Source organism: Vreelandella sp. F11 (assembly GCF_042466685.1).
Classification (GTDB): domain Bacteria; phylum Pseudomonadota; class Gammaproteobacteria; order Pseudomonadales; family Halomonadaceae; genus Vreelandella.
On sequence record NZ_CP170448.1, the window covers coordinates 3,939,936 to 3,965,331 of the forward strand.

At 55.4% G+C, this 25,396-nt stretch carries 25 protein-coding genes; 2 read left to right on the plus strand and 23 right to left on the minus strand.

Annotated features, from left to right (window positions below):
* Positions 1 to 3: 3 nt before the first annotated feature.
* Complete coding sequence (gene fliD, locus ACFIOZ_RS18050) at positions 4 to 1,530, minus strand: flagellar filament capping protein FliD (RefSeq protein WP_386080166.1); 1,527 nt, start codon at positions 1,528 to 1,530, stop codon at positions 4 to 6.
* A gap of 60 nt (positions 1,531 to 1,590) precedes the next feature.
* Positions 1,591 to 2,916, minus strand: a complete 1,326-nt coding sequence (locus tag ACFIOZ_RS18055; RefSeq protein WP_386080167.1) for a UDP-glucose dehydrogenase family protein — start codon at positions 2,914 to 2,916, stop codon at positions 1,591 to 1,593.
* Between the two features lie 172 nt (positions 2,917 to 3,088).
* On the opposite strand from ACFIOZ_RS18055, the gene ACFIOZ_RS18060 reads away from it, so the two are divergent.
* Positions 3,089 to 3,430 carry a hypothetical protein gene (locus ACFIOZ_RS18060; RefSeq protein WP_088701960.1) on the plus strand — a complete coding sequence of 114 codons (342 nt, stop codon included), beginning with the start codon at positions 3,089 to 3,091 and terminating at the stop codon, positions 3,428 to 3,430.
* A gap of 349 nt (positions 3,431 to 3,779) precedes the next feature.
* On the opposite strand, the gene ACFIOZ_RS18065 is transcribed toward ACFIOZ_RS18060, so the two are convergent.
* Positions 3,780 to 5,024 carry a type II toxin-antitoxin system HipA family toxin gene (locus tag ACFIOZ_RS18065; RefSeq protein WP_386080169.1) on the minus strand — a complete coding sequence of 415 codons (1,245 nt, stop codon included), beginning with the start codon at positions 5,022 to 5,024 and terminating at the stop codon, positions 3,780 to 3,782.
* Positions 5,021 to 5,317, minus strand: a complete 297-nt coding sequence (locus tag ACFIOZ_RS18070) for a helix-turn-helix domain-containing protein (protein ID WP_386080170.1) — start codon at positions 5,315 to 5,317, stop codon at positions 5,021 to 5,023. The genes ACFIOZ_RS18065 and ACFIOZ_RS18070 overlap by 4 nt, the downstream gene beginning before the upstream one ends.
* 205 nt (positions 5,318 to 5,522) lie before the next feature.
* Between ACFIOZ_RS18070 and ACFIOZ_RS18075 the strand changes: the two genes are divergently transcribed.
* Complete coding sequence (locus tag ACFIOZ_RS18075; protein WP_386080172.1) at positions 5,523 to 6,545, plus strand: serine hydrolase domain-containing protein; 1,023 nt, start codon at positions 5,523 to 5,525, stop codon at positions 6,543 to 6,545.
* Between the two features lie 61 nt (positions 6,546 to 6,606).
* Here ACFIOZ_RS18075 and ACFIOZ_RS18080 read toward each other — a convergent pair whose 3' ends face one another.
* The 19 genes from ACFIOZ_RS18080 to ACFIOZ_RS18170 all read right to left on the minus strand — a co-directional run bounded on the left by ACFIOZ_RS18080 (position 6,607) and on the right by ACFIOZ_RS18170 (position 25,370).
* A complete protein-coding gene (locus tag ACFIOZ_RS18080; protein ID WP_386080173.1) occupies positions 6,607 to 7,200 on the minus strand; it encodes an exopolysaccharide biosynthesis protein in 594 nt (197 codons plus the stop codon).
* Complete coding sequence (locus ACFIOZ_RS18085; RefSeq protein ID WP_386080174.1) at positions 7,193 to 7,657, minus strand: TerB family tellurite resistance protein; 465 nt, start codon at positions 7,655 to 7,657, stop codon at positions 7,193 to 7,195. Before ACFIOZ_RS18085 ends, ACFIOZ_RS18080 begins: the two co-directional genes overlap by 8 nt.
* 37 nt (positions 7,658 to 7,694) lie before the next feature.
* Positions 7,695 to 8,699, minus strand: a complete 1,005-nt coding sequence (locus tag ACFIOZ_RS18090; RefSeq protein WP_386080175.1) for a nucleoid-associated protein — start codon at positions 8,697 to 8,699, stop codon at positions 7,695 to 7,697.
* Positions 8,700 to 8,765: 66 nt separating this feature from the next.
* The gene (locus ACFIOZ_RS18095; protein ID WP_386080177.1) at positions 8,766 to 9,527 is read right to left on the minus strand and encodes an ABC transporter permease; all 762 of its coding nucleotides are present in this window, start codon (positions 9,525 to 9,527) and stop codon (positions 8,766 to 8,768) included.
* On the minus strand, positions 9,524 to 10,465 hold the full coding sequence (locus ACFIOZ_RS18100; protein WP_386080178.1) for an ABC transporter ATP-binding protein: 942 nt from the start codon (positions 10,463 to 10,465) through the stop codon (positions 9,524 to 9,526). Before ACFIOZ_RS18100 ends, ACFIOZ_RS18095 begins: the two co-directional genes overlap by 4 nt.
* 95 nt (positions 10,466 to 10,560) lie before the next feature.
* Positions 10,561 to 10,839 carry a peptidylprolyl isomerase gene (locus tag ACFIOZ_RS18105; protein WP_211593878.1) on the minus strand — a complete coding sequence of 93 codons (279 nt, stop codon included), beginning with the start codon at positions 10,837 to 10,839 and terminating at the stop codon, positions 10,561 to 10,563.
* Between the two features lie 77 nt (positions 10,840 to 10,916).
* Positions 10,917 to 12,044, minus strand: coding sequence for a serine hydrolase (locus ACFIOZ_RS18110; RefSeq protein ID WP_386080180.1), 1,128 nt, complete (start codon positions 12,042 to 12,044; stop codon positions 10,917 to 10,919).
* Between the two features lie 29 nt (positions 12,045 to 12,073).
* Positions 12,074 to 13,183 (minus strand): acyltransferase family protein, encoded by a 1,110-nt coding sequence (locus ACFIOZ_RS18115; RefSeq protein WP_386080181.1) that lies wholly within the window; start codon positions 13,181 to 13,183, stop codon positions 12,074 to 12,076.
* A 187-nt stretch (positions 13,184 to 13,370) separates the two neighbouring features.
* Positions 13,371 to 13,667: a hypothetical protein gene (locus ACFIOZ_RS18120; protein ID WP_374694456.1), complete on the minus strand. Its 297-nt coding sequence runs from the start codon at positions 13,665 to 13,667 to the stop codon at positions 13,371 to 13,373.
* A 285-nt stretch (positions 13,668 to 13,952) separates the two neighbouring features.
* Positions 13,953 to 15,359 (minus strand): sugar porter family MFS transporter, encoded by a 1,407-nt coding sequence (locus ACFIOZ_RS18125; protein ID WP_386080183.1) that lies wholly within the window; start codon positions 15,357 to 15,359, stop codon positions 13,953 to 13,955.
* Between the two features lie 67 nt (positions 15,360 to 15,426).
* Positions 15,427 to 16,482, minus strand: a complete 1,056-nt coding sequence (locus ACFIOZ_RS18130; RefSeq protein ID WP_386080185.1) for an ABC transporter ATP-binding protein — start codon at positions 16,480 to 16,482, stop codon at positions 15,427 to 15,429.
* 4 nt (positions 16,483 to 16,486) lie between these two features.
* Positions 16,487 to 18,103: a glycoside hydrolase family 43 protein gene (locus ACFIOZ_RS18135; protein WP_386080186.1), complete on the minus strand. Its 1,617-nt coding sequence runs from the start codon at positions 18,101 to 18,103 to the stop codon at positions 16,487 to 16,489.
* Positions 18,104 to 18,116: 13 nt separating this feature from the next.
* Positions 18,117 to 18,944, minus strand: coding sequence for a carbohydrate ABC transporter permease (locus ACFIOZ_RS18140; protein ID WP_008959441.1), 828 nt, complete (start codon positions 18,942 to 18,944; stop codon positions 18,117 to 18,119).
* A complete protein-coding gene (locus tag ACFIOZ_RS18145) occupies positions 18,941 to 19,873 on the minus strand; it encodes a carbohydrate ABC transporter permease (RefSeq protein ID WP_386080188.1) in 933 nt (310 codons plus the stop codon). The genes ACFIOZ_RS18140 and ACFIOZ_RS18145 overlap by 4 nt, the downstream gene beginning before the upstream one ends.
* 66 nt (positions 19,874 to 19,939) lie before the next feature.
* Positions 19,940 to 21,229 (minus strand): ABC transporter substrate-binding protein, encoded by a 1,290-nt coding sequence (locus tag ACFIOZ_RS18150; protein WP_386080190.1) that lies wholly within the window; start codon positions 21,227 to 21,229, stop codon positions 19,940 to 19,942.
* A gap of 35 nt (positions 21,230 to 21,264) precedes the next feature.
* The gene (locus ACFIOZ_RS18155; RefSeq protein ID WP_386080191.1) at positions 21,265 to 22,035 is read right to left on the minus strand and encodes an SDR family NAD(P)-dependent oxidoreductase; all 771 of its coding nucleotides are present in this window, start codon (positions 22,033 to 22,035) and stop codon (positions 21,265 to 21,267) included.
* Positions 22,036 to 22,075: 40 nt separating this feature from the next.
* The gene (locus ACFIOZ_RS18160) at positions 22,076 to 23,239 is read right to left on the minus strand and encodes a Gfo/Idh/MocA family protein (protein WP_386080193.1); all 1,164 of its coding nucleotides are present in this window, start codon (positions 23,237 to 23,239) and stop codon (positions 22,076 to 22,078) included.
* 35 nt (positions 23,240 to 23,274) lie between these two features.
* Entirely contained in the window at positions 23,275 to 24,327 is a 1,053-nt protein-coding gene (locus ACFIOZ_RS18165; RefSeq protein ID WP_386080194.1) for a sugar phosphate isomerase/epimerase family protein, read from the minus strand.
* Positions 24,328 to 24,416: 89 nt separating this feature from the next.
* Positions 24,417 to 25,370 carry an ABC transporter substrate-binding protein gene (locus tag ACFIOZ_RS18170; RefSeq protein WP_386080195.1) on the minus strand — a complete coding sequence of 318 codons (954 nt, stop codon included), beginning with the start codon at positions 25,368 to 25,370 and terminating at the stop codon, positions 24,417 to 24,419.
* Between the last annotated feature and the right edge of the window lie 26 nt (positions 25,371 to 25,396).

Consider the following 25,396-nt stretch of genomic DNA (forward strand, 5'->3'; position numbering starts at 1 on the left):
TGCTTAATTTTGGTTTTGCTGCCCCAGTACTGCAAACTGCTGGGTCAAATAGGCGCTAGTTTGATTCATTTGCGCGACCATACCGTCCATTGCTTGAAACTGCGTGCGATAACGCTCAACGGTTTGTTCGATACGGTTTTCAGTGCTCGCAAAACGGTCTTCTAATGAACTAACACGGCTTTCAGATGAGCTAACGGCGCTTTCAAGCCGACCACCTGTACCCACAAGGCCCTCAAGCGCTGAAGCTATTTGGCCTGCCATACCACCCTCCTCGCTATTGCCAGCAAAGAAACTGGCTAACTGGTCTGGCTGAGTAGCAACAATGTTATTTAACTTATCTTCATCAATCTCCAGCTTGCCATCCACTTGAAGTGAAATACCAATATCGGATAACACGTTAAAGCCATCTCCGCCTACAACCGCACTGATTGTTTGGCGAATCTCTCTTTCAACCGCGCGAGTGGTTGCATCGGCATTCAATCCTGCCGCCTGACCCGTCTCTGGGTCAAAGGCTGTCAAAGTCGTGATGGTCTCTTTGAGCGTGTTGAAATCATCAACAAAAGCGGTGACCTGTTCGCGAATAGCTTCGTCATCCTGCTCCACGGTTACAGTGCTCGTCGTGCCAGCCTCAGCAAGATTCAAGGTAACGCCCTGAATTGCACCTTCCACTTGATTGGTGGGGCTAACGATATCGATTCCATTGACGTTAAACGCCGCATCCTGGCCTGCTTGAACCACTTGTGCATCGGAGGTTGCGACACCAGCGGCTAGAATGTCAGAAAAATTAGTGCTTTCAATGCTCGCGTCTGCGCCGGTATCAGTGGCATTAACGGAAAGCCTATAACCTTCGCCATCATTGATAATTGAGGCGTTTAAGCGGCCATCGCTCTGCTCATTAATGGCGTCACGCATATCTTCAAGAGAGCTGCCGTCGGGGATAGTAATCGTGGTCAGGTTGCCATCAGCGATAGTAAAATCTAAAGACTGTTCGCCCGTCACTATACTTTCCACTGCTGTTTCGAGGCGCTCCGTCACCAAGCTACTGGCGGTAGCTAACTGATTGACCTCGACTTCGTACTGGCCTGGCTGAGCCTCATTACTGCTAACAGCACCAACGGCGCTGCCCTCGACATTGGTTGTCAAGCTTTCGAATGACGAACCATCGTTGAGGGCCTCAGCAGAGCTTTGAAACTGCTCAAGCGCACTTTTAAGCTGACCATAGGCGGATATCTGCGTTTGCTCAGACTTAATCTGCTGCGCAATGGGCTCAAGCTTCGCTTGTTCTGCCGTTTTTAATTGCTCCAGCAAGCCGTTAAGATCCAAGCCAGAACCGATGCCTAGTGATGTAATAGCAGCCATAAACCAAAGCCTTTTTTGAATACATGTAGCTACGCTTGCTGCCTTCAGTAACCGCCTTTGCTGCGCAGCCCTGCGTAACACTGTTTTTAATACAACTACCTCAAAACCTCGGCGAGGTGAAGAATAACTTAAATATTCTCCTCTTTTTTTCGTATTAAGACGTAATTCCAAGTAACTTTTAGTAATACAAACAAAAATTAATCAGTAAAATCGCGATGATAGGTACATCTCTTAATCGCTCTTTCGCCCCACCCCTATGTACCGCAAACCCGCTTCTTCAACCGCACTTGGCGTGTACAAATTACGCCCATCGATGACGACTTTTTCAGCCAGTTGATCGGCTAACCACGTGAAATCGACACTGCGAAACTCTTTCCATTCGGTGCAGATCACTAGGGCATCTGCGCCTTTGACTGCCTGGATCCGGTCGCCTGCCAGCATTAGGTCATCCCGTTCGCCATAAATGCGCCGACACTCCGCTATTGCCTCAGGGTCAAACGCCTGCACCTTGGCACCTGCTTGCCAGAGCGCTTCCATTAACGTGCGGCTAGGGGCTTCACGCATATCATCCGTGTTGGGTTTAAAGGCCAAGCCCCACACAGCGATGGTCTTACCACTTAGATTGCCTAAGTAATCTTGCAATTTTGTGAACAACGTTTGCTTTTGGCGTAAATTCACTGACTCGACGGCGCTGAGCAGTTCCGGCGTATAGCCTAGCTGACGCGCAGCACGCTCTAGCGCCTGGACATCTTTGGGAAAACAGGAACCGCCGTAACCACAGCCTGGGTAGATAAAGTGGTAACCAATACGGGGGTCGCTGCCAATACCACGCCGTACGTCCTCCACATCCACTTCAAGCCGTTCCGCAAGGTTGGCGATCTCGTTCATAAAGCTGATTTTGGTGGCGAGCATGGCGTTGGCGGCGTATTTGGTGAGTTCGGCGGCCCGCACGCTCATAAACATCAGTTTTTCGTGGTTGCGATTGTAGGGGGCGTAGCACTCTTGCATACGTGATTTCACGCGTTCGCTTTCGGTGCCGACGATAATCCGCGCGCCGCGGGTAAAGTCCTCAATCGCGGCACCTTCTTTCATAAACTCTGGGTTCGAACAGACGTCAAACGCGAGTGATTCGCCGCGCTGTTGAAGTACATCACTGATCACGGCGTGGACTTTCTCGGCAGTACCCACGGGCACAGTAGATTTATCAATGACCAGCTTATAGCTATCCATATGCTGGCCGATCGTGCGCGCCACCTCTAGCACATAGCGAAGATCGGCACTGCCATCTTCATCGGGCGGCGTTCCCACCGCGATAAATAGCAGTTCACCACTGGCTACCGCTTTAGCAGCATCGGTGGTAAAGCGTAATCGGCCTGCCGCTATGTTGTGGGCAACGATGGTGCTTAGCCCTGGCTCAAAAATGGGTACGTCGCCGCCATTAAGCTGTTCAATCCGCTCAGCATTAACATCCATACAGGTGACTTGATGGCCTACATCGGCTAAACAAGCGCCTGCCACAAGGCCGACATAACCGGTTCCGAATACACTGATATGCATGACTTATTGACTCGCTAAAATACGTGACGACGAGCGTAGCACATTGGCTTAGCGTTGATGAGTTCAATAACGGTAGAGCAACACCAAATGATAGACCTTGGTCTAACATCGACCTTGGTTTATAATGCGCTGCAACAAGCCCGATTTGGTGCTGACCGCTGGAGAACACATGATGACTCCCGAGCCTACGAAAGAACACGCTGCCCCCTCGACAAATGGGCTGTCGACGACTGCGAACGTTCAGCGTAGCCTTCGTCAATGCTTATCAATTGCCGCTGAGCTGCTCTACGACAACGGCCATGTCCTGGAAACCATTACCTTACCCCAGCGCGGTTTAGCCCACCGTGAATTGCTCACACTGTGTGCCGCAACGCCCACCTGGGCAACCTGCCAACAGGTAATGGAAGCCAGTGAAGCCGCCACTTTCAATGAGTATGGTCGCTTTGTTTTGACTCGCCTTGGCCGTGACATAATGTTTGACATGTTCGGCCAGGGGGCTGCTGATTGCGCTTAGGTAAGCTGTTGCCAAACATTGCTGAACACAGCAGCTCATCAAAGATGCTCATAATAAAAACCGCCCGCAAGCAAACGCTTCGGGCGGTTTTTTATTGGCATGTTTTTTGAAACCAGTGCCTAGATGTTAGCGCAGGCCGAGCATCGAAAGAATGAACAGCACAACCACGATAAGACCAATAATGTAAATAATATTACGCATAGGGCGCTCCTTGCTTATTGCGTTTTAGGGAAATCAAAGGCTTGCTTGCCCATGAATCGACACTCCTAGCCTAGCAGGCTTTTTCAGTTTTTGCGTAATATCGCTGCATTTCTCTGTTAGCACATGGCGGAACCCTATGGTCGTATTGCTAGCGTGTTTCAAGGCGTTGACGGTTCTCATCGAATGCTCGCTGAATTATTTGCTGCTGCTTAGCATTGATGTCTAATTCACGACAAAGGGACGACCATTCGGAAAGAGCATCAAGAGTTTGCTCAATATACAGATCTGGATGTAAGTACCTGAAGGAAGCGCAAACCTGATTGAGCTTTTTACGAGTAGCCAAGCCTGCCCCACTGAAAGATGTTGTATGCTCATCTGCGTAGCCCCGGACAGGGGCGTAGGTCAAGTCATACGCTGGCGCTAACGTCCATTGCCCTTGATCATACAGAAAGGCGAAGTTCTTTGCGTGGTCATCATGATTGTGAGTCAGGGCGTTGAACACCATCAACCTGGCCATGCGTTCAACGTCTTCTGCGTGTCGAGTAAAAGCGTTGGTTGCTTTGAGCAGATCTATATAGTCCAGCGATGGAGCACTGTAATCAGCATAGAGAATGCCGCTAGCCGTCATCATATGAATTTTGCGATTACAATCGCGGTCAAAGCGCTGTGTAGCAAAGAAACGCTCGTTTCCCGCTGGGGAGTTAATCTCAATCAGCTTGCTTGCGGCCATTTTCACCCCAGCGCGCTCTGCCAACATCGAGTAGGCATACTCGATGGCGCCGGTATCACGGTGCTCGGTTGGCGCACGAAATTTCACTAGCCAGTGCTGGTAGCTCGCAGGAAGGCGTTTGAAAGATGTGCTGCACTGCTTACCATCTGGGGATAAAGCAACGGCCACCTTGGGCCGAGCACCGCCCGGAGAGCCACCGGCCAGGCGCAGGGTATCTAGAGTAGGTGCGGTTTCCCCTTCGTAGACAGCGTTAGATGCCTGATAGAGTTGGCCTAGGTCAATATCATCTTCGTCAGCGGTGCGCTCAATAGCGGGGTGGTACTCTAATGCCCCCATCCCTCTGTCGGCCATATAAGCTAGCCGATCGAGAGGGGAAATATCTCTTCGGTCTTTTCCATACTCAGCAAGGAAATAGCGATCCATGAGCAACATTCCCCAGCCATCTGGCAACGAGTCAGCAAATGCTCCCGGTAGACCAGCAAAAAGAAGTGGATCCGGCGCCTTTTGTGGTTGGGTAGTAAAATCCATGTTCAGAGGCGACAAATTGAAGCCTTCCGCCACCCAATGGGGGTGGTAGGCAAAGTAGATGCCCTGCCGGCTAGCGACCAGCTCCCCCACAGGATTACCTGCTAGCAGCACCTCGACAGTGTTGATACGCTTCATTTTCGCCCCCGGACACGCCCTGTCTGCTTGATCTCTTCAAGTGATATAGGGCGCTCCTGCTGGAAGAGCTCGGCAATTTGGTGTGTGGCGCCCAGCGCTGTGGCAATGAGCACTAGGCCGTCGAGGGTTATTTGCCCATTGGATTCGAATCGTTTAATGGTGGACTCGGAAACGCCTGCCATCTGCGCCAAGGTTTTACGGGAAAGATTCTTGGCCAATCGAGCTTCTCGAGCATTAGCACCGACCTGCTGAGATAATTCGCCGGGAGCAAGTAGAGAGTGAGTCAGGGCCATAGAAAACCTCTAAATAATGGCTCATTTATAACCTACTATACACCAAAAAATGGTTATAAAATATCAAATATGACCTTTAAGTTCACAGAGATATGACTCCAGGCTCAGAAAGCACTACCTGATCTTACTTCTAGCGAGTATCGGTTGTGGAACCTCTGCTACTTCTAAACCTCGAACCTTTGCCACTTATACCGAAGGTGTTGCGATGCGCGCTACTGCTTTGCTTGTTTCGTTTGCTGTTACTTCGTTGTTACCCACAGCCTATGCAGCCGCCAATGAACCTTCTGCAAACGCACTCCAGACGCTAGACCAGCAAACTAGCCAACTAAACCGCGTACACAGCGTGGTAGTCGCTTACGATGGCGAAATTATCCACGAGCTTCACCAGGGTGGGCCGGGGGTGGCCTCGCCTGCCAACGTTAAGTCGCTGTCCAAAACCGTGCTGGCTGCCATTACCGGGGCAGCAATTGAAGCGGGAATCATTGAATCCGCTGAACAACCTATGGAGACGCTATTTGGCGATCATCTGCCAAGTGGCATCGACCCGCGTGTTAATGAAATTACCGTAGCGCATCTACTCGCCCAGCAGGCAGGGCTAGAACGAACCTCAGGCGGCAATTACAGCGCCTGGGTCGCCAGCGCTAACTGGGTGAATGATGCCATTACCCGCCCTTTTGTGGATGAACCCGGTGGGCGGATGCTCTACTCCACCGGCACCAGCCACCTGCTTTCAGCTGCACTCACCCACGCCAGCGGCGAGTCGACTCACGCCCTTGCCCAGCGCCTATTGGGGGAACCGCTCAATATCACTATTCGCCCCTGGCTACGCGACCCGCAAGGGATCTATTTTGGCGGCAATGATATGCAGCTCTCGCCGCGAGCACTGATAGAGGTGGGCGAGCTGTATCGGAATGATGGCATCGTGTTTAATGAGGCAGGAGACGAACAGCGCGTTCTGCCGGAGGGCTGGGTAGAAGAATCATGGCAGCCGCGGGGTGAGTCACGCTGGACTGGCGACGGATATGGCTACGGTTGGTTTATTACCCAGTTGGCGGGCGAAGATGTTTACTACGGGCGCGGGTACGGCGGCCAGGCGCTGTTCGTTATTCCCGAGCGTGAGATAACCGTAGTGATCACTTCAGACCCTACCCCACCCTCGCCGGGCGGGCAGTTCCAGCAGCGGTTAAATAGCTTGGTAGAAGGTTTGTTAGCCGAAAAGGATGCGTAGCATAGCCCAAGTAGCGGGTGCGATAACGCTTATGCCGCGTGACGCAACCTCACAAGATCTTTTATATCAGACTCATCGTGATGAAGGCGCAGGTGGCGCCGAATAGCGCAAACCCCAGCAACAGCGCAATGCCATCGCGGGCAACCAAGCCTAGCCCCAGTAGCGTCAGCGCCAGCCCAGCACCGTTGGCCGAAAAGGGAATAAACTCCATCGGCGGCATTGCCAGCGCGATCAATAAACAAACGACGGCAGTCACGCGAATACCGATATAGCCCGTCAGCCATGGTAAGCGCACCCGCAATAGTCCATCAATCCAGCGAGCTGGCTTTTTCATCACATGAATGGCTTTATCGAATTTTTGCCGGGAAAGCGAACGCTTAAGCAACCAACGAGGCAACCAGAATGCTTCACTTCCAGCCAGCAGTTGCACAGAAACCAGCAGTACCAGTGCAGCCATCAACGTCGGCATGCCGGGTATATCACCAATGATGGGAGCGAGCGTAATTAGCCCAGCGACCAACAGTAGCGGCCCAAACGATCGCCTACCCACGGCATGAACCACATCGTCAACGCTAACTCGAGAAGCCTCCTGCTCCATTTGCTCTATCGAGCTGATTAAATCCATTAAATTCGAGTCTTCGTTGCGATTATGCATCGTGGTTATTGCGCTCCTCTACCTGCAGTTTGGTACGGATAAAATCGCTGTGGCTAACGTAAAGTAAGTCCGCCAAGCGGCGAATTCGATGCTCCTCTAAGGGATCGACATTGCCGTCGGCCCAGGCCAACTGCCACATTTGCGCGACCAACTCACAGCGCTGGCCGTAATCATAGTGCTCTTTAATCAGGCTTACGAACTGGTAGTGGTCGACCGCCTCGTCCACCTCCGCCTGGGCAAGTGTCATCAGCTCTTCCACATCGCTCGCACTTAGCCGGTAGCGCTCGGTGAGCATAGTACGCAGGGCGGCAAGCTCTTCTTCGCTGGTGTCGTAGTCGGCGCGGATGATTTCACATAGCAGTGCGGCGGTAGCGAGCTCCAGGGTCAGCGCTTGGTTTTCACGCTGTTCAGGGTGCGCCAGCGTGCGCTGGAAGAAATCAGTAATGGCATTCAGCATAGGGGGCTCCTAGGTAGCTACAGCATCCGTCCTTACCTCAATCCTTCTTGGTAAGCTGCTCTCTTAACTGCTTGGGCACTTGCTTGATAATCAGACGATCCTGAGTGGCATCGTACTCGATGCTTGAGCCCAGCAAGTGCGAATCAAAACTAATGGAGACGCCGCCGGCGCGCCCGGTAAAACGACGGAACTGGCTTAAGGTGCGTTTATCGGGAGGGATCTCTGGCGAGAGCCCGTAATCGGCGTTACGTATATGCTCATAAAAGGCTTTCGGCTGCTGTTCGTCTACCAACCCAGAAAGCTCTTCCAGGGTCATCGGCTCGCCACGGCGCAACTGTTCGTTGGCGTAATCCACCAGCGTATCGGTTTTTTCACGACTCACCTCGTCGTCATAATCCTCTTTCTCGACGTAGTCGCTAAACGCTTTGAGCAGCGTACGGGTTTCCGCCGGGGCATCGACGCCCTCCTCCATCCCCAGCAGCGCGACCAAGCCTTCGGCGAGTTTTTTACCGCCACGATCTTTTAAGAACGACACATACTGCGCATTGGGCGCATCGCTCTGCCACTGAGTGAGGTTAATGCGCGCCGCCAGAGTGAGCTGGCTGGTATTGAGCTGAGCAGCGGGCACCGCGTGGTGATCATCGTTAATGCCGATCCCTTCCCGCTGGTGCACCAAAGCCATCAACAGCGTTTCGGTATCGCCCTGACGCTGGTGGCTGATCACTAAGTAACCACTCACTGACAGCTGCTCTTGAAGCTGTTTGGCGAGCCGTCCAGCCAGCGCCACTGACAGCTCAGCAAAGCTCTGCTCACCGGCAAGATAGTCGCGTAGCCATACGGCTAGCGGCCCGGCCTGCTCACCCTCTTCAGCAAAGCGCCCCCAGCCTTTGGGCTTGGTATTGTAGGTGTCGTTGAGCGCACCCACCAGGCTCGCCATCACCGGGTCGTCACTGGGCGAAGGGGCGGGGGCGGCGGTTAGCGTCAAACGCTCACCGTCAAGCGTCGGGTCAAGGCGGTGCACAATACTTTGCATTAACGGCATAAGGGTTTACTAGCGCTCCATGGTGAAGAGTGAGGGGTGAAGGGTGAATAGCGAGCTGGATGGCAATCAGGGTTTGAGGCGATAACCGGTACGGAAAATCCAGCCGATAGTACCCAGGCAAGCAACTAGAAATAGTGCAATCATGCCCACACTCGCCGCCAGGCTAACGTCGCTGATGCCGTAAAAGCTCCAGCGAAAGCCGCTCACCAGATACACCACCGGGTTTGCCAGGGTGAGGGTTTGCCAGAACGGCGGCAGCATATCGATAGAGTAGAAGCTGCCACCCAAAAAGGTCAGCGGGGTAATCACTAACAGCGGCACCAGCTGCAGGCGGTCAAAGCCGTCGGCCCAAATCCCGATAATAAAGCCCAGTAGGCTAAAGGTGACAGCCGTTAGCACCAGAAAGAACAGCATCCAAAACGGGTGGGCGATCTCCAGCGGTACAAAAAAGCCCGAGGTTGCCAGAATAATCAGCCCCAGCAGAATCGATTTCGAGGCCGCTGCGCCTACGTAGCCAATCACAATCTCTAAATGCGAGATAGGCGCCGAAAGCAGCTCATAAATACTGCCGGAAAACTTGGGAAAAAAGATGCCGAAAGAGGCGTTTGAGACGCTCTGGGTCAACAGCATCAACATAATCAGCCCCGGTACAATAAAGGCGCCGTAGCTAACACCGTTGACCTCACTGATGCGTGAGCCAATCGCGGCACCAAAGACCACAAAGTAGAGTGATGTAGAGATCACCGGCGAGACAATACTTTGCAGCAGCGTACGGCGCGTGCGGGCCATTTCCGCCATGTAGATAGCGCGAACAGGGTGAAGGTTCATGCACGCTCCTTAGGATTAACCAGGTCGACAAAGATATCTTCAAGCGAACTCTGCCGGGTATTCAGGTCTTTAAAGGTGATGCCTTCCCGCTCTAAGGCCGTTAACAGTTCTGAAATCGCGTGCCCGTCCTCCTCCTGGCTGCCGTCGTAGGTATAAATCAACTCATACCCCTCCGCCGCAAGACTCAGCTCAAAGCGCTGCAGTGTGGCGGGCATCTCTGTTAACGGGTTGTGCAGATTAAGCGTCAGCTGCTTACTGCCCAGCTTGCTCATCAACGCGGCCTTCTCTTCCACCAACACCAGCTCACCGCGATTGATAACGCCGATGCGGTCAGCCATCTCTTCGGCTTCTTCAATGTAGTGGGTAGTTAAAATAATGGTCACACCGTTATCGCGCAGTTGCCGCACCACCTCCCACATCTCCCGGCGCAGCTCAACGTCGACCCCTGCGGTGGGCTCATCCAGAAACAGTATGCGCGGCTCGTGGGAGAGCGCTTTGGCGATTAGCACACGCCGCTTCATGCCACCCGAGAGTGTCATCAAGCGGTTGTTGCGCTTATCCCAAAGCGCCAGCGACTTGAGCACTTTTTCGATATGCGCTGGGTTGGGCGCCTTGCCAAACAAGCCGCGGCTGAAACTGACGGTATTCCAGACGGTTTCAAACGCTTCGTTGGTTAGCTCTTGGGGCACTAGCCCAATGCGCTCCCTGGCCTGGCGGTAGTGGGTAATATTGTCGAAACCATCTACCAGCACATGGCCAGCGGTTGGATTGACCAAACCGCACACCACGCTGATCAACGTGGTCTTACCTGCCCCGTTGGGGCCAAGCAGAGCAAAGATCTCGCCACGCTGAATGGTTAAATCAATGTGCGTTAACGCCTGAAAGCCACCTTCGTAGGTTTTATTCAGCCCGTTAATGGCAATAATTGGGTCGTTCAAGGCGTACTCCTCACGCCGCGACTCGATAGTTTAAACACCATGGTCGCGGCGCTTGACGGCCTTTTAGGCAGAATTAAGAGCGGCTGGTGGAAAAGTTAAGAGCGTTCGGTAATTTCCAGCAGGTGGTAGCCAAACTGGGTTTTCACCGGGCCGTGTACCTGGCCTACTTCACCGCTGAAAACGACTTTATCGAACTCGGGCACCATTTGGCCGGGGCCAAAACTACCCAGATCGCCGCCTTGACGGCTGGATGGGCAGCTAGAGTGCTCTTTGGCGACTTCCGCAAAGTCACGGCCGTTTTGGATCTCTTCTTTCAGTGCAAGGCACTGCTCTTCACTGCTGACCAAAATGTGGCGGGCGCTGGCGCGTGTCATAACTTTCTCCTGACGAGTTTGATGTTCTTTCGATGATGTTCTATCTGGGGTGTCACTTTTAAAAGGGCAATAGTTTATCACGGCTTGCCGAGAGCACCGCTATAGCGCAACGCTTCACCTACGCGGGTCAAGGCTCGTTCGTGGGCACTCACCGCAACAGGGCCGTGAGTACAGCTGACAATCACCCACGTCCCTTGTGTTGCACTATCGGCGTTGCCACGTTCGGCAACCCCTGCATCGCAGCTCCGCCGCTGCTGAGTGCCGGTTTTGTGGGCAAAGCTTATGCCGCTTCCGAGGCCAGCTTTAAGACGCTGTTTGCCGGAACTGGTTCGCTGCATAATTTCCAAAAGTGCCTGCCGCTGCTCGGCGTCTAACGCCTCCATGGCACGTCCACGTGGGACAGAGCGCAAGCTAGCCAACAGATCACCGTAAGCTCTAAGTGTTCCTACATTCTCACCGGTGGCTTCGTAAGCATCGAAAGCGTGGTCGTAATCCGGCTGAGTAAAGGTATCCGCGTTGACACCCAGGGCGCGGGCTAGCGCTTGCCCGCGCTGGCTGACCGGATGCTGGCGCAGGGCGATAAAATCCATTCCGCCCAGTGCGCGGGCATCCGGGTGCAGCTCGCCGTAAACCCCCTGGCGCACGCCGACCAATTTAGAGATAGGGCCAATGTCATCGGGGTTGCCCCCACTTGCCGCGATCATGGTTCGGGCGCGTTGATTGACCGCTTCCAGTCCCACACGGTCAATCAACATATCGGAGGCGGTGTTATCACTGACGGTAATCATCTGCTCCATTAGGTAACGAATGGAGATTGGCGTACCGGGGTCGTGCCAGTTGGTGGGGCCTGCGCCATCAACAAAATCGCTTTGAGCAAGCGTTAGCCGTTCGTCCAGCGTTAAGGTGCCCGCCTGGCGTTCAGCGAGCACCTGTGCCGCCACCGGTATTTTAATCAGCGAGGCTAAGTACCAAGGGTCGTCGGCGCGCCAGGAGTAGGCCTCGCCACTGTCAAGGTTCTGCACATAAACGCCCAATTCGCCCTCAAACACCCCCTCGATAGCCTGTAGACGTGCGGTTAAGTCTCCCTGCCAGGTGCTCTGCTTATCTACCTCATAGTACCAATTTGTATCGTAGCCCTCTGCATGGACAGGCAGCGCTATGAACAGCGCTATGGCAACCAGCCCACGTTGAATCCAGTGTCGCAAATCGTAAGCTCCAGCAATATAAGTAGTGATTATCGGTGTCTAGCCATCCAGCGGGTCAACCAAATCCACCCCGCGGCACCAAGTATCAACAACCCGCCCACGCCAAGTGCCTGTGGATAGGTGTACATCCCTTCGCCTTCCCATAGAAAGCGCAGCACTAAGAAGATCATCACAATATGGAAGATAAACGCCATGAGGGCGTTAGAGCCAACAATCGTCAGCGGCATTAAAACCTTTGCCGCTTTGGCGCCACCGGCAAGCGCGAGAGCCAATAGCACCAGCGCACCGCCCAGGCTAAACAGCATAAATGCTAGCCCTGGCGGGTGTTTGCCAACATTGTTCGCCACCGCCAGCATCGCCGCATGCACATCACCACTGGCAACTGCCAAGCCATAAAATCCGGCGACCATTAGCGCACCCAGCCCTAGCAGGGTCAACACCAGGCGCCGCCGCATAGCGGGCTCAAAGTAGCAGCGCAGCAAAGCTTCACCAATCAAAAGGCCCGCTAAAATCATGGGGGCACGGCTTATCTGCCCCCAGGTGTAGTGGTCTTCGTGATCTACTAGTAGCGCCTTCAGAATATCGTTGCCACCGAAGGTAAGGCTCTGCAGCCAAACGGTCAGCGCGATTAACACGCCAATCGTGGCTAGTCGGCTCCACAGCGGCGCCCGCGCCCAAAGTGGCAAAATCAGCGGCACCCATAACAGCGCAATGGCGTAGAAGCCTAAGATTTCGACCCAAATCGCAAAGCGCCCATAGAGCAGCGCATCGACAATTTCGCTGGGCGGATAGAACGGCAGCATTTCAATAACGAGCAGCGCTTTGTACCAGAACCACACTTCTACAGCGCGTAGCCACAGCTTTAAACGGCGTTTAGGCCAATCGTCGCTTTGGGTATGAGAAAGAAACGCCACGGCCAGCGCGATGCCAAACACCAGGATAAACAGCGACGAAGAGAATTTGGTCAGGAAATGGATCGGTACCATGCCCCAGTCGGGCACATTGCGAATCCCCACCAACCCACTGACCGCATGGCTTATAATCATTAGACCGATGGCTAGGCCCCGGGCTAAATCTATCGCCTCTATGCGGCCTTCCGCCTTGGGCAGTTGGGGAACTTCCTTCCAGTTCAAAGGCATCGAGACATCCTTGTGGGCACCGTAGGCATTGGTTAAGCATAAAGGTGCTTAACACTTTAGCGTGAAATTATATCGTCCGCTTGGGTTGATAGTGTTAACGGCCACACATAAAGATGCCCCGCAGTTGGCGGGGCATCCGTTGGCTCATCCTTGAGCCCGAGAAAAGTTATTCCTTAAAAAGTTGCAATTACCACCCAGAATCATCCTCCTCTTCATCGGTGGCGGGTACTTCTTGCTCCTCTTCCTCTTCTTCGTAAGTGAATTCTTGCTCTTCCTCTTCGTACTCAGTACCTACATCCGAACCTTTATCTTGCTCAGTGTCGTAGCTGTTGTAGGTGCCTTGATCATCCTGCGTCGTTTCTTCTTGCGGGGTCGGTTCGTACTCGTCGCTGCTGTCCACTTGAGCAAATGCAAGTGGGCTGGCCATTAGGCCAAATGATACACCTAGGATGCCAAGTTTCTTGAGAGATTCCGTCTTCATCATGATACTGCTCCTATCAAACATTGCTACATAAACATCTGTGCGAGCATCGCACTGGGTTTAACGTGTAAGAGCGCCAGGTCATCCTACCTGTGCCACTCTTACTTACTTCATTGCACTGCCCGTGCCAGCCTGTGCCAGTGGCTAATAAAAGTCATTATTAAACAATTGCTTATATGTTTTAAACATGTGCCAACCTATTGATTTTATTAACAAAAACTAGGATTAAACTGTTTAAAATAGGCACATGCCCCCCGATTGATCAGGCCATCGGGGCAACATAGTGGCTTATTCGTAGGCCATCGCCTCCAACTCTTTACCGCGTGTCTCTTTGACGAAGTAAATAACGAAGAAGATCGACGCAACGGCACTGATGGCATAGAAGCCGTAAGCCCCGAATAGCCCGATAGAGGCCAGCATGATCGGGAAGGTCATGGTAATACCGAAGTTGGCCAGCCACTGGAAAAGCCCTGCAATCGCCAGCCCCGAACCGCGCATCTGATTGGGGAACATCTCGCCCAGCATGACCCACATCACCGGCCCCCAAGAGGCGTTGAAGAACAGTACATAGAGGTTGGCGCATAGCAGCGCAAATACGCCCATGTCACTGGATAGCTGTAGGCTTCCATCCACCATCGACGCGGTAGAGAACGCATAGGAGAGGCATGCCAGCGTCGCTGCCATGCCCACCGAACCACCCCAAAGCAGCGGCTTGCGGCCAATTTTGTCGATCAGCGCAATGGCCAATAGGCAAGCGCCAATACTTACGGCGCCAGAGATCACGTTGATCAGCAGCGCATCGCCTTCGGAGAAACCTACCGACTGCCACAGCACCGCGCCGTAGTAGAAGACGACATTAATACCCACTAATTGCTGGAAGACCGCCAAGCCAATCCCCACCCAGACGATAGCGTGCATCTTGCCGGTGCTGCGGTTAATCACATCACTCAACCGTGGCTTGTGATCCTGATCCAGAGTGGCGTTAATTTCATCAATTTTGCTGCTGACATCCCGCTCAGGCATCACTAACCCCAGCACCCGGCGGGCTTCCCCCTGCTTGCCGGTGCTGATCAGATAGCGCGGGCTTTCCGGAATAAACAGCAGTGCCACCAGGAAAACGGCAGCCGGTATCAGCTCAATCCAGAACATCCAGCGCCAGGTTGCGAAACCAAACCATAGTTCGGTGGTTGCTGAACCCGCGACATAAGCCAAGACATAGTTGCTCAGAAAGGCAAAGAACAAACCAGAGATGATCGCTACCTGCTGGATCGTAGCCAAACGCCCACGATAGGCCGATGGCGCGACTTCACTGATATAAGCCGGGGTCATCACGCTGGCGGCGCCTACGGCAAGGCCACCGAGAATGCGGTACACCACAAACTCCATCGAACTACCGGCAACGCCTGACCCCCAGGCACTAATCAGGAAAAATACCGCGGCCACGATCAGCAGCGTGCGGCGGCCAAAGCGATCCGCCAGGCGACCGGCAAAGAAGGCGCCTATCGCACAGCCCAGTAGCATAGAGGCGACATTGAACCCCGTGCCCGCGCTATCCGAGTTAAAAGTGGTCTGCAGGCCATCAACGGTACCGTTGATCACGCCGCTGTCGAAGCCGAACAGGAAACCGCCGATGGCGGCAATACAGCAAATCACCAGAATATAGGATGAGCGGCTAAGCGTTCGTTGTTGTGTCATTGTCGAGTTCCTTGGCTTTGTTATTGAGCGTTTTTGTGCCTATTGATGGCTGGGAAATGGGTAATAGCTAATGGTGTAGCGTGCTCTCGATACTGGTTGAGCGTTGGCGAACCGCGTCGTCAGGCAGCCGCTGTCCGCCGGCATCGAACGCATGGAGCTGGGCCTGCTGGGGAGTAATGAACAGCGTGTCGCCATTACTCAGCTCGGCATCGCCGGAGAGACGCACGGTGAGCGGGCCGGCCTGCTCGCTGTCCACATAGGCGAAGGCGTCAGCGCCGAGCTTCTCAATGAACCGCACACGCCCTTTCCACTCGCCCTGTTCACGACTTACCTCTAGATGCTCGGGCCGGATGCCTAGGGTGGTGGCGCCATAGGCCGCTGCTAGCGGCCCTTCGATTAAGTTCATTTTCGGCGAGCCAATAAAACCCGCCACAAACAGCGTTTCAGGACGCTGATAAAGCGCCATGGGCTTGCCCATTTGCTCAATCTGACCGGCGTTCATCACCACAATGCAGTCGGCAAGGGTCATCGCCTCGACCTGATCGTGGGTGACATACACCATGGTGGTCTCGAGCCGTTGATGCAGTTCGGCCAACTCGACCCGCATGCGGTTGCGCAGCGAGGCATCCAGGTTGGAGAGCGGCTCGTCGAACAGAAACACGCCGGGGCTGCGCACAATGGCACGCCCTATCGCCACCCGCTGGCGCTGCCCGCCGGAGAGCTCAGCAGGTTTACGCTCCAGCAGATCTTCAAGATTGAGCAAGCGAGCGGCCTCGGCCACTTTGGCTTCGCGCTCTTTGGTGGGTACCTTGGCTAGCCGCATGCCAAAGTCGATATTGCGGGCGACCGTCATGTGCGGATAGAGCGCGTAGGACTGGAACACCATGGCAATATCCCGGTCGCTCGGCTCCGCAGTGGTAACGTCTTTCCCGCCGATAGTGATCGAGCCCTGGGTCACAGTCTCCAGGCCTGCAATCATGCGCAGCAAAGTGGATTTTCCGCAGCCAGAAGGCCCAACCAGCACGGTGAAAGAGCCATCTTCGACATGCAGATTCAGATCAGGGATTACCGTGGTTTTGCCATGAAACGTCTTTTCGATGTTGCGTAGTGTTACTTCAGCCATGAGCTTATCTCGTCTCTGAAAGAGGGGCGCGGCGATAGCAAAACGCCTGGAAATCAGCGGGAGTGCCGCGTCCACTAATGTCGTGGGCGGCCATCCCTAAAAAGGTGCCGGTAAAGTAGCCATGGGCGCGACCGCTGCCTTCGTCTGAGAGCAGGCCAGCGTCCAGCACGGGGCCGATCGTCTGCCACGCCTCACCACCTTGGGCATAGCGAAAGCGCAGCTCCCGGGCGTGGATATCCAGCCCGAGCCGAATCGTGGCGCCAGGGGCAAGGCGCACGCACGCATCAGCTATCTCCAGATTCCCGTTAGGCCAATCATCCAGGCAACTGATAACGCTCAGCGCCTTGTCGCCGGTGTCATTCAGGGTCACCGCCAGGTAATGGAATTTGAAGCGGTTGTAGTAGGCGATCAGCCCGGCAAACTGCTGAATATCCTCAGGTTCAAATTCAAGGGTCGTTTCGGCACTGCAGTGGATGTTGTCCTGGCGCCGGGCGACTAACGCCTGCTCAAACCAGGAACCGACCGACTCACGGCCAAACAAGCGCAAGTAGCCGGGCCGCTCGGTAAGCGAAAAGAGCCGATCAGGATAAGGGGTACGCAGCCACTGAAAGTCGGCAGGCAGCGTGTCTGTTTCAAAATCGTAGTGCTCCTCCGGCACAGGGGGCTTTTGCGTTACCCCGCTCACGGCGACCTTTAACGCCGGGGTATTGCCCCCATGATCGAGCCGTAGCCAGCCATCAGCCCCCCACGCCACCCGCTGAATAGCGGTCTCACGCCCCAGCGGTGAAAGCCGGGTTCCCGGCAAGGGGCGGCCACATAAATGCACCAAGTAGGTGTCACCTTCAGGGCTATCGACCAGATCCGCATGGCCCGCTCGCTGAAGTGGGTTATCGGGGTCATGGCTAGCCGTCAGGAGAGGATTTTGAGGGTGTACCTCGTAGGGGCCCATTAGCGTTTTTGAACGCGCCATGGTGACCGCATGCTGGTAGCCCGTGCCACCCTCGGCCACCAGCAGGTGGTACCAGCCATCGCGCCGATAAAGGTGCGGCCCTTCAGTCAGTTTCAGTTCGGTACCGGTGAAAATAGTGGTGATCTCGCCGACTAAGCGGCGCTGCTCCACATCGTACTCTTGCAGCACAATGCCGCCGAAACGATCCCGTCCTTCCCGCTGGCGATAATCCCACTGCAGGTTAATCAGCCACTTGCGGCCATCGTCATCGTGAAACAATGAAGGATCAAAACCACTTGAATTGAGATAGACCGGATCGCTCCAGGGGCCATCTATATGCGGGGCAGTGACCAGGTAGTTATGGCCATCCTTAAAGTTACCCTCGTAACGCTTCATATCGGTGTAGACCAGCCAAAACAGGCCGTCGGCGTAGCTCAAACAGGGCGCCCAGATCCCGCAGGAGTCCGGATTGCCGCGCATATCCAACTGGCTGGCCCGGCTCAATGGCCGTGTAATCAGCTCCCAGTTAGCCAGGTCGCGGGAGTGGTGGATCTGAACGCCGGGGTACCACTCAAAGGTCGATGTGGCCAGGTAGTAGTCGTCGCCTACCCGGCAAATCGAGGGGTCGGGGTTGAACCCGGCCAGAATCGGATTGTAAATAACATCGTTCATTAGGGATCCTCCTTTATCCTTTAACAGAGCCGCCGGTCAGGCCAGCCACAATGTATTTCTGGGCGGCGAGAAAGAAGATAACTGCCGGAATGATGGTCAAGGTCACGAAGGCCAGAATCATGTTCCACTGGGTCAGGTACTCGCCTTGGAACTGCATCATGCCAAGCGGCCAGGTGTAGATAGAGCGGTCGTTTAACACCACCAACGGCAGCAGGAAGTTATTCCAGCTCTGCACAAACACAAACACCCCCACGGTGGCCAGAATGGGGGTCGAGAGCGGCAGCGTGAACGACCAGAAGAAGCGTAAATAGCTGCATCCATCCACATAGGCTGCTTCAAACAGCTCTTTAGGCAGTTGGTCGAAGAAGGCCTTAAACAGCAGGATGGCTAACGACAAACCAAACGCCGTCTGGGGCAGAATCACCGCCCAATAGGTATCCAGCAGACCCAAGTCCCGCACCTTGATAAACAGCGGCAAAATGGCTGCTGCGAAGGGAAACATCAGCCCCAGGAGCAGGTAGGAGAGGATCATCTTGGCGCCGAAGAAGCGGATCTGCGAAAACACGTAAGCCGCAGCGGCCCCCACCACCAGGGTTAAGAACACCGTCATTAGCGAGATGAAAAACGAGTTCCCCAAGTAGCGCCAGAAGTTGCCATCCAGCAGGATGCCGATGTAATTGCCCGCATCCCAACTGTCGGGCAGCCACAGCGGATTGGTACGCAGCTCAGAATTGCCCTTAAAGCCACCGAAGAACGCCGCTAACAGCGGGCCAATAACAACACTTGCCACCACAATCAGGATGATCACGCGCAGAGTGTTTCGGGTAGTGATACTTTTCATGCCTTACTCCCCTTGGCCGTGGTGCGTTGGTAGAAGAAGGCGATCCCGATAGCGAGCACAAACAGCACCACCGCAGCGGCGCTACCGAAGCCAATATTGAGCCGTGAGAGGCCGAAGCTGTAGAGGTAGGTAACGATGGTGTGGGTCGAGTTGGAGGGGCCACCGTTGGTCATCGGGATAATAATGTCGAAAATCTGTAGCGAGCCGATAATGGCAAAGAAACCACTGACGACGAGGGCGTGCTTAATCAGCGGAATTTGCACAAAGAGAGCAACCTGTCTGGGTTTCGCCCCTTCCAGCTTGGCGGCCTCGACAAGATCCTTGGGCACGCTCTGCAGGGCGGCAATATAGATCATCATATGGAAGCCAAAGTACTTCCAAACGATCACGGTCATAATCGCTGGAAACGCCCACTGGTGATTGGCCAACACATACACCGACTCCTGCCCCATGGCATGCAGCAGCGAGCTGGTAATGCCGTAGTCACCGTCGAAAACAAAGCTCCAGATAAGCCCGGCAGCCACTTCCGCCAGAATATAGGGCAGGAAAAATACCAACCTAAACAGGGTATTAGTGGGTGTTTTACGGTACACCAACAGCGCCAGCCCCAGCGCCAGGGGCATCTGGATCAGTAGCGAGACCAGAATAAGCTTAGCGGTATTCCACAGCGCAGTATGAAACACCGAGTGATCCAGCAGACGCTGATAATTTTGCGCGCCGACAAAGTCACTGGGCGCGCCATAGCCATTCCAAGAAAAGCCACTGTAATAAATAGCATCCGCGAGCGGCAGAATGACGAACAGCGAAAACAGAATTAACGCCGGAGGCAGCAGAATAAGCAGCGCGGTGAACTTACCGCTCACCAAGCCTTTCTTCACCCGGTCAGCATTCCCTCTCCGCGGCACGGCGGTTCGGTCAAGCGTGGTCATGGCAAACTCCGAGACAGGACATGGGGGAGCACGAGCGAAAACGCGCGTGCTCTTTTAGCGGGGAGATCATCTAAACTGCCAAGCTTCTTCGACTTGAGCGGCGGCCTCTTCCGGCGTGATAACGCCTTGGGCCAAGTCACCGCTGATATCGTTAATCGTCGCGCCAACTGATGTGCCCAGCGCTTGATCCAGGAACACCTGATGGAACTCGGACTCATCAAGAATCTCTGCGACGCGGCGCGCATAGGGGGTTTCAAGCGCTTCGGCGGAGCCCTCGGCGACCGGCACAAAGATGCCCGTGGCAGCCGCTTTACGCTGATTCTCCGCATTGAGTAGAAAGCGCAGGAACTCTACCGCTTCGTCGGGCGCATCGCGTGTGACCGCAAAACCGTTCATGCCGCCAAAGCTCTGTGCGTTGCCCTCACCACCATCGACCTCGGGGAAAGGAATAAATCGTAAGTCATCATCCAGAACACCCTCTCCGCTCACCGAGCGCTGTTTGGAAGGGAGGTAGTCCCAGTCACCCATCACGTGGAAGGCAGCTTCGCCATCGCCAAACATGCCGCTGGCGCGCTCATAGGAAGTGGCCATAAAGCCGGACTGAAAAGGATCAAGCTCAACCAACGACTGCAGCATTTCACCGGCGCGTACAAAGGGTTCGCCATTAAAGCCGCCGTTGTCACCGCTTTTGGCCGCTTCGATGCCCTCGCCACCGGCCAGGCGGGTGACTAAAGAGCCCCAATAAAAGTGCAGCGGCCAGCCATCCTGACCACCGACTACCAGCGGCGTTATGCCCTCTTCCCGCAGCGCCACCACGGCGTTTTCAAAATCCTCCCAGGTGTTGATCGCTTCTACATCGACCCCTGCCTGCTCCGTGAGCGCAGTGTTCGCCCAGATACCCACCACTGTGGCGTAGAGCGGTGCGCCATAGACACGATCATCCAGGGTAAAGGCGCGCACCGCTGACGCGGGGTAAATATCCTGCCAGCCATCGCGCATCGGCTCGGTTAAGTCGCGGACAAACCCAGCATCCACCTGATCGCGCAGCCCTTCGCCGCCCCAGGTGTAATAGATATCCGGGCGCTGACTGGACTGCAGCATGGTGGGCAGGCGCGTTTTGTAGGCCTCGTTGGCCAGGTACTCGAACTCAACGTTAATATCGGGGTTTTGCGCCTCAAACTCGGCGACCACATCGTTGTAGTACTCTTTTTCAGCGCTGCTGCTCTCAATTCTTAACACTGTCACCGTGGTATCAGCCGCCGCAGCGACTGAACCCAAGGCAGCAGCAACCGCAACGGCGAGTACTAAGTGGCGCGGACGTGAACAGGACACGTTGTCATTGTTAGCTACCTGCATAATATTCTCCTAATATTATTTCAACGTTATCGGACTCAGGCCCAGCCGGCGTCTACCGCCAGCTCCTGGCCGGTAATCGCCTGGCTTTCGGCGCTGGCTAAAAACAGCACAGCAGGGGCGATATGTTCGGCTTCCAGGCGCATTTTTAGGCACTGGCGTTGTTGGATAGCGACTTCATCCTCGGGGCTAATCCACTTTTCAAGCTGACGCTCGGTTATCACCGAACCGGGCACCAGGGTATTAACGCGAATGTTATGCTCACCCAGCTCCCGGGCCAGGCTGCGGGTCAGGCCGTGCGCCGCCGCTTTGGCGGTGACATAAGCGGGTAGTCCCCCCAGCGCCATCTGCACGCTGACCGAGCCAAAATTGATAATCGAGCCACCGCCCGCCTCAATCATCTGTTCAGCCGCCGCCTGGGCAGCAAAAAACATCGGCCGCAGGTTGAGCGACATACGCTCATCCCAATAGGCCACATCTACCTCCCGCCAGGAGTGGCGATCATCGTTGGCGGCATTGTTGACCAGGGTATGAATCGGCCCGATCTCCCGGCCGGTCTCGGCGATGACCTGCTGTAGGCTGGCCACATCACGAATGTCGCAGTGGTGATAACGAGGTGCCTCGCCAGGCTCGCCGCTGAGTTCAGCGACCAGCGCCTCGCTGGCGGCGTCGTTGATATCGACAAACACCACCCGCGCGCCCTGATGATGAAAGGCACGGGTGAGCGCGGCGCCAATGCCGCTGCCACCGCCGGTAATAAAGACCACACGCTGCTCAAGGCTTTCATAGCGCGCTGAGTGCTGGTTCATAGGGTTTCCCACCTCTCTCTTTTGCGTGTTTTAGCGTGTTCTAGACATCCACCCACTGCCCGCCAGCAGCGGACGAAGCCAGCGCACGAGTGATAAATCTCAGGCCGTCAACGCCGTCGGCCACACCCGGCGTGGGCACGGCAAGCGCATCAAGGTTTCCAGCGTTTTGATGGGCGTGGATTTGCACCGCGAAATCGCGGTAAAGCTGGGCAAAGGCTTCGAGATAGCCTTCTGGATGTCCCGCGGGGATGCGCGCTGCTGCCATCGCAGCTTCACCTAAACCTGGGCCATTGCGAGTTAAGATGCGCGTGGGCTCTCCTAGCGGTGAGTGCAGTAACTGGTTAGGGGTTTCCTGGCGCCAAGTAAGGCCACCTTTGCTTCCATAAACGCGCAGTTGTAGACCATTTTCGTTTCCCGGCGCGACCTGGCTCGACCACAGCATGCCCCGGGCACCGCCCTTAAAGCGCAGTAGCATATGCACGTTGTCATCCAGCGCGCGGCCCTCCACAAAGGTGTGCATATCGGCGGCGAGGGATTTCAGCTCCAGACCAGTGACATAGCGCGCCAGGTGGTAGGCGTGGGTGCCAATATCGCCCAAGCAACCCGCCGGGCCGCTGCGTTTGGGGTCGGTGCGCCACTCGGCCTGTTTCACACCACTCTCTTCCAGCCGGGTAGAGAGCCAGTCCTGCGGGTACTCCACCTGCACCACGCGCAGCTCGCCAAGCTCGCCGCTGGCGACCATTTCTCGCGCCTGACGGATCAGCGAATAGCCCGAGTAGTTATGGGTTAAGCCGAAAAACAGCCCCGTGCGTTCCACTAGCTCGGCGAGGGTTTGCGCCTCTTCCAGGGTGATCGTCATCGGCTTATCGCAGATCACATGAAAGCCCGCTTCAAGAAAGGTTCGCGCCGCGTCGAAATGGACATGATTGGGGGTCACGATGGCGACCACGTCGATGGCATCCGACCGCTTGCGCTCCGCCTCAGCCATGGTTTGGTAGTCGGGGTAAGCGCGATCTTCGGCGACGTGTAGTTCCGCCGCGGCGGCTCGGCTGCGCTCGGGGTCAGAAGCAAAGGCCCCGGCCACCAGCTCAAAATGGTCATCCAGCCGGGCGGCGATGCGGTGTACCCCACCAATAAAAGCGCCCTGGCCGCCGCCGACCATACCCAGGCGGAGCCGACGCGGGGTGTCGTGTTGAGTGCTCATGTCGTGTTGTCCTGTCGTCTAGTTGAGTCCCGTGCTTAAAGACCCAGAATGCGTCGATTGGCTGCTTGGTCAGATCCACCGTCAGCAAAGTCATCAAACGCCCGCTCGGTAACTTCAATAATGTGGTCGCGGATAAAGGTCGCACCTTCACGGGCGCCGACTTCCGGGTGCTTCAGGCAGCACTCCCACTCCAGTACCGCCCAGCCGTGGTAGTCGTTGGCCGCCATCCAGGAGAAGATCGACTTAAAGTCGATTTGGCCATCGCCCAGGGAGCGGAAACGGCCAGCACGCTCCGTCCACGACTGATAGCCCGAATAAACGCCCTGTTTGGGGCTAGGGTTAAACTCGGCGTCCTTAACGTGGAACATCTGGATGTGATCGCGGTACACATCCAGAAAGCCGCGGTAGTCGAGCTGCTGCAGAATCAGGTGGCTGGGGTCATAAAGAATGTGGCAGCGGGGGTGATTGCCGACCCGCTCAAGGAACATCTCGAAGGTGATGCCGTCGTGGAGATCCTCGCCGGGATGGATTTCGTAGCAGAGATTTACCCCGGCTTCGTCAAAGGCGTCCAGAATCGGGCGCCAGCGTTTGGCCAGCTCGTCAAACGCAGTGTCGATCAAGCCCGCAGGGCGCTGGGGCCAAGGGTAGATAAATGGCCACGCCAGGGATCCGGAGAAGGTGCCGTGGTCGGTGAGTCCCAGGTTCTGCGATGCCTTGGCAGCCAACATTAGCTGCTCAACGGCCCACGCTTGGCGTGCGTTGGGATTACCGCGCACCTCCGGTGCTGCAAAGCCATCGAACATCTCATCATAAGCGGGGTGCACGGCGACCAGTTGGCCCTGCAAGTGGGTAGAAAGCTCGGTGAGCGTTAAGCCGTGCTCGGCCAGGGTGCCTTTGATCTCATCACAGTAAGTACGGCTCTCGGCGGCGCGTTTTAGATCGATCATGCGCGCATCCCAACTGGGAATCTGCACGCCCTCATAGCCTAGCCCCGCCGCCCAGGCGGCAATGCTCTCAAGAGTGTTAAACGGGGCTTCGTCACCGGCAAATTGGGCGAGAAAGAGTGCTGGCCCTTTGATTGTGTTCATAGGACTCTCTCAATATTGTTTGGATGGAGTGCTTGGGTAGGCGCGGGAAGGAGTGATGCTTTTACCCGCGCCTATTAATCACTACGCAATCAGAACGGCGAATCGGGGAAGTAGTACTGCTCAGCGTTCTCTTGGGTGATCAGCGGTGAACCCAGAATGTACTCGCCCAGCACCGGGCCGTTGGAGACAAAGTGTTGCACGGTCAGATCCATGGCCGTGGCGATCATGGCGGGCGGGTAGAGCACGTCTACCGGCACCAGCTCATCGCCGTCCATGACCCGCTTGATAATGTCCTTCATACCCGCGCCGCCGACGATAAATAGCTCATCTTCGCGATCCGCCTGGCGCACCGCTTCGATGACGCCGAGGGCGATATCGTCATCCTGGGCCCAGACGGCGTCGATTTTTTCGAAGCGCGACAGGTAGTCCTGCATCACTTCAAAGCCATCGTCGCGGTTCCAGTTAGCGTGCTGCATATCGAGGATATTAACGTCAGAGCCTTCGATGGCCTCTTGGAAGCCTTGCACCCGTTCGTCGTCAATCACGGTGGGAATGCCGCGCAGCACCACAATGTCGCCTTCATCGTCCAAACGCTCACGGATGTACTCGCCGGACACGCGGCCTAACTCATGGTTGTTGCCCGCCACGTAGAGATCTTCGATACCCTCTTCGGTCAGGCCACGATCCACCACCGTCACAAAAACCCCCGACTCTTTAACGCGCCGCACCGGGTCAGTTAGCGGGCCAGATTCAAACGGCAGCACCACCAGCGCGTCGATGTTGCGTAGCGATACCAGGTCTTCCAGATCATTGGCCTGCTCACCTGCCGTGCCCGCGGTGGAGATGGTGATTTCGATATCGGGATAGAGTGCCTCAAGGCGTTTTTTGGCCTCTTCAGCGTGGTAATTGACCCCGCCCGTCCAGCCGTGGGTGGCGGCGGGAATGGATACACCGATGGTGACTTCCTGGGCAACGGCGGCGCCGGAAAGGCCTATTGCGGCGGTAGTAACGCAGGTCGCTACTGCTGTTTTGAGGATTCGCATCGTGATGCTCCTTTCGTGTTTGTAAT

Coding starts and splice junctions, on each gene's coding strand:
- ACFIOZ_RS18055 (WP_386080167.1), bottom strand. CDS start 2,916: ATGCATATCAGTGTATTCGGAACCGGTTATGTCGGCCTTGTGGCAGGC.
- ACFIOZ_RS18060 (WP_088701960.1), top strand. CDS start 3,089: ATGACTCCCGAGCCTACGAAAGAACACGCTGCCCCCTCGACAAATGGG.
- ACFIOZ_RS18065 (WP_386080169.1), bottom strand. CDS start 5,024: ATGAAGCGTATCAACACTGTCGAGGTGCTGCTAGCAGGTAATCCTGTG.
- ACFIOZ_RS18070 (WP_386080170.1), bottom strand. CDS start 5,317: ATGGCCCTGACTCACTCTCTACTTGCTCCCGGCGAATTATCTCAGCAG.
- ACFIOZ_RS18075 (WP_386080172.1), top strand. CDS start 5,523: ATGCGCGCTACTGCTTTGCTTGTTTCGTTTGCTGTTACTTCGTTGTTA.
- ACFIOZ_RS18080 (WP_386080173.1), bottom strand. CDS start 7,200: ATGCATAATCGCAACGAAGACTCGAATTTAATGGATTTAATCAGCTCG.
- ACFIOZ_RS18085 (WP_386080174.1), bottom strand. CDS start 7,657: ATGCTGAATGCCATTACTGATTTCTTCCAGCGCACGCTGGCGCACCCT.
- ACFIOZ_RS18090 (WP_386080175.1), bottom strand. CDS start 8,699: ATGCCGTTAATGCAAAGTATTGTGCACCGCCTTGACCCGACGCTTGAC.
- ACFIOZ_RS18095 (WP_386080177.1), bottom strand. CDS start 9,527: ATGAACCTTCACCCTGTTCGCGCTATCTACATGGCGGAAATGGCCCGC.
- ACFIOZ_RS18105 (WP_211593878.1), bottom strand. CDS start 10,839: ATGACACGCGCCAGCGCCCGCCACATTTTGGTCAGCAGTGAAGAGCAG.
- ACFIOZ_RS18115 (WP_386080181.1), bottom strand. CDS start 13,183: ATGCCTTTGAACTGGAAGGAAGTTCCCCAACTGCCCAAGGCGGAAGGC.
- ACFIOZ_RS18120 (WP_374694456.1), bottom strand. CDS start 13,667: ATGATGAAGACGGAATCTCTCAAGAAACTTGGCATCCTAGGTGTATCA.
- ACFIOZ_RS18125 (WP_386080183.1), bottom strand. CDS start 15,359: ATGACACAACAACGAACGCTTAGCCGCTCATCCTATATTCTGGTGATT.
- ACFIOZ_RS18130 (WP_386080185.1), bottom strand. CDS start 16,482: ATGGCTGAAGTAACACTACGCAACATCGAAAAGACGTTTCATGGCAAA.
- ACFIOZ_RS18135 (WP_386080186.1), bottom strand. CDS start 18,103: ATGAACGATGTTATTTACAATCCGATTCTGGCCGGGTTCAACCCCGAC.
- ACFIOZ_RS18140 (WP_008959441.1), bottom strand. CDS start 18,944: ATGAAAAGTATCACTACCCGAAACACTCTGCGCGTGATCATCCTGATT.
- ACFIOZ_RS18145 (WP_386080188.1), bottom strand. CDS start 19,873: ATGACCACGCTTGACCGAACCGCCGTGCCGCGGAGAGGGAATGCTGAC.
- ACFIOZ_RS18150 (WP_386080190.1), bottom strand. CDS start 21,229: ATGCAGGTAGCTAACAATGACAACGTGTCCTGTTCACGTCCGCGCCAC.
- ACFIOZ_RS18155 (WP_386080191.1), bottom strand. CDS start 22,035: ATGAACCAGCACTCAGCGCGCTATGAAAGCCTTGAGCAGCGTGTGGTC.
- ACFIOZ_RS18160 (WP_386080193.1), bottom strand. CDS start 23,239: ATGAGCACTCAACACGACACCCCGCGTCGGCTCCGCCTGGGTATGGTC.
- ACFIOZ_RS18165 (WP_386080194.1), bottom strand. CDS start 24,327: ATGAACACAATCAAAGGGCCAGCACTCTTTCTCGCCCAATTTGCCGGT.
- ACFIOZ_RS18170 (WP_386080195.1), bottom strand. CDS start 25,370: ATGCGAATCCTCAAAACAGCAGTAGCGACCTGCGTTACTACCGCCGCA.